Source organism: Pseudomonas emilianonis, assembly GCF_023072625.1.
GTDB lineage: Bacteria > Pseudomonadota > Gammaproteobacteria > Pseudomonadales > Pseudomonadaceae > Aquipseudomonas > Aquipseudomonas paraveronii.
Genome location: NZ_JAKNRV010000523.1, coordinates 1 through 2,741, shown reverse-complemented (window position 1 = coordinate 2,741; position 2,741 = coordinate 1). Strand labels below are relative to the sequence as shown.

1 protein-coding gene and 1 pseudogene are annotated in these 2,741 nt (G+C 61.8%); both read right to left on the bottom strand.

Annotation, left to right across the window (positions count from 1 at the left end; translation table 11 throughout):
* Positions 1–1,095: pseudogene (locus L9Z73_RS28725) on the bottom strand (hypothetical protein); the annotation flags it as partial.
* A gap of 104 nt (positions 1,096–1,199) precedes the next feature.
* Positions 1,200–2,606, bottom strand: a complete 1,407-nt coding sequence (locus tag L9Z73_RS28720; protein ID WP_247408189.1) for a PLP-dependent aminotransferase family protein — start codon at positions 2,604–2,606, stop codon at positions 1,200–1,202.
* Between the last annotated feature and the right edge of the window lie 135 nt (positions 2,607–2,741).

Genomic DNA, 2,741 nt, shown 5'->3' with positions numbered 1-2,741 from the left:
GTCGTGATCGATCACGCCGCTGGATATTTCTTCGGACGATGGCGATATTTCTGTCAGCACCTTTTCAACATCGATGATCTCGACCAAACGATCGTCCGTGCGGGTGACGGCCGTCAGGTAATTGTTCGGCGCCAACAGGCCGCCGGACGGGGTGACGATGCCGTGGCGATCGTGGTCCGGGTCGCAGGCGAAGGCCACGTCAAAACGCTCCTTGAGGCCGATCAACCCTTGCATCGCGTAGCTGGACGATGGGTCCATGCGAATCTGACCATCCCAGTCGACGCTCATGAAACGGAAAGTAGGATCGACTTCGGTGTTGACCACGTCCAGGTTCAAACGATAGTGCTCGGCAATTGCCGACCAGTAGCGCACCCCTGCTCCGCCCAGCGGATCGACGCCCAGGCGCAGGTCGGCGCTGCGAATCGCGTCCATGTCGATCACATTGACCAGGTCGGCCACGTAGCTGTTGAGGTAATCATGGCGATGCGTGGTATCGGCCTTGAGCGCCTGGGCGTGGGTGATGCGCTTAACCCCGGCCAGTCGGTTGGCCAGCAGTTCGTTGGCCTTGGCCTCGATCCACTTGGTGACGTGGGTATCGGCCGGGCCGCCGTTGGGCGGGTTGTACTTGTAGCCACCGCTTTGTGGCGGGTTGTGCGACGGCGTGATGACAATGCCGTCGGCCAGGCCGCTGGTGCGACCGCGGTTATAGCAGATGATGGCGTGGGAAATGGCCGGGGTTGGCGTGTATTCATCGCCCTCGGCGAGCATCACATGCACACCATTGGCCGCCAGCACTTCCAGCGCGCTGGCCCCTGCGGGCGTCGACAACGCATGGGTGTCGAGGCCGACAAACAACGGCCCGTCGATACCTTGGGCTTCGCGGTACAGGCAAATGGCCTGGCTGATTGCAAGCACATGCCATTCGTTGAAGCTCAGTTCGAACGAGCTGCCACGGTGCCCGGAAGTCCCAAAGGCGACGCGCTGGGTGGAGATTGCTGCATCAGGCTGGCCGGTGTAATAGGCCGTGACCAGTCGCGGGATATCTACCAGCAACTGGGCTGGCGCCGGTTTGCCCGCAAAAGGACTGATTGTCATGCATAAACCTCGGAAAGAAGGATTCGGAAAAAATGACAGTTTACTGAGAGTTGGACTACCGCGCGATGTTATCGATCCCACGCCAACAAGAGATTTTTAACACGCTAGGCGGTCTGCGCCTGCAGCAAGGCTTGCGCCAGCGCATCCAATGCCGCGTCCAGGTTCGGGTGCCCGTTGAACGCGTGGCTCAACCGTAGCTGCTGATGATGCAGGCCACTGAGGCTGAATAACTCCCCTGGAGCAATCACCACCTGCTGCGCCAGCATGCGCTGGAACACCTGGCGCATGTCCACCGGTGCCGACGAGTGCAGCCAGAAACTCGCCCCGGCCAGCGGCATACGGTAAGTCACCCGCCCTGCCAGGCGCTGATCCAGGCGCTGGCTCACGGCTTCGGCCTGCTCGCGCAGGCGCTGGCGCAGCGTCTGCAGGTGCTGATCCAGCCGCCCGCTTTGATACAGGTGGGCAATCGCACGCTGGCGGATCGACGACAGTCGAAATGAACGCAGCAGAAACTGGCGCTGCAGTTCACTGCTCAGGTGGCGTGACAGCACATAACCGAACGGCGCTTCCGGACCGAGTACTTTTTCGAACGACGAGAACACGATCAGCCGTTCCGGGCTGACCAGGTTGCGCAGCGCCGTATGGTTCTGCGCAAAGCCCAACTCGCCAAAGGTGTCATTCTCCAGCAGCCAGCAGCCATATTCTTCCAGCAACTGTGCCACCCGCAGGCGCTCATGGTTGAGCATGGCGCTGCCCGAAGGCATGCCTACCAGCGATGACAGCAACACCAGGTGGACGGATTCATGGCGCAGCAGGTGCTCGAACCTCGCCAAATCCAGGCGGCCGTCGCCCTGCCAGGGCAACTCAATGACGCGCACGCCGACAGCCTGCAACAGGCGCAGTATTAACCAGTCGCAGGGAGACTCGACCATCACCGTGGCGCCCCGGAGCCCCAGCACATCAATGAGAATTTCCAATACGCCGCGCAGATCAGCACCGATATAGACGTCATCGGCCTGCCAGCAGCGGGTCGGCGATGAGGTGTAACGCGCCGCCAACGCCGTGCGCAGCTCCCACACGCCGCAAGGCTGCGACCAGGGTTGCAACTGACGTGGGTGTCGGCGTACCAGTTGGCGTTCGAGCATCAGCAATGCGCCGTCCAGCGCACCCAGCAGCGCCGGTTCATCACCGCTGAGTACAACCATTCCGGGCCGCCGCGCCGCCGTGTACAAGCGTTCCAGCAGATCGGCACCCGCCGCCATCTGCGGATTGGCGGCCACAGGCCAGGCGAAATAGCCCGATTTGGCTACCGAATACACCCGTCCTTCCTTTTCCAGCAGCGAGTACGCGTATTGAATCGTCGAGATCGACACGTTCAAGCGCGTCGATAACTGGCGCAAAGAGGGCAGTTTGACGGGCATGTCCAGGCTGACTTCGTTGATCAGGTTGATCATGTAGCGGTACACCGCCTGATAGGCGAAATCCGCCTGCCGTTCACCTCGCAGGTTCATGGCTGCCCACCTGGACACACATCCTGGCGCACCCGACTAGCGCCCGAACAACTGAAACGCACGCGCCTCGGCGTTGGTCAGCAGGCGTGCGGCTCGGCGCTTGCGCGCGTCGGCGCCACGCTCAACCTCCAGCGG

Excerpts from the sequence above, each read along its gene's own strand:
- L9Z73_RS28720 (WP_247408189.1), bottom strand. The coding sequence starts at position 2,606 with ATGAACCTGCGAGGTGAACGGCAGGCGGATTTCGCCTATCAGGCGGTG.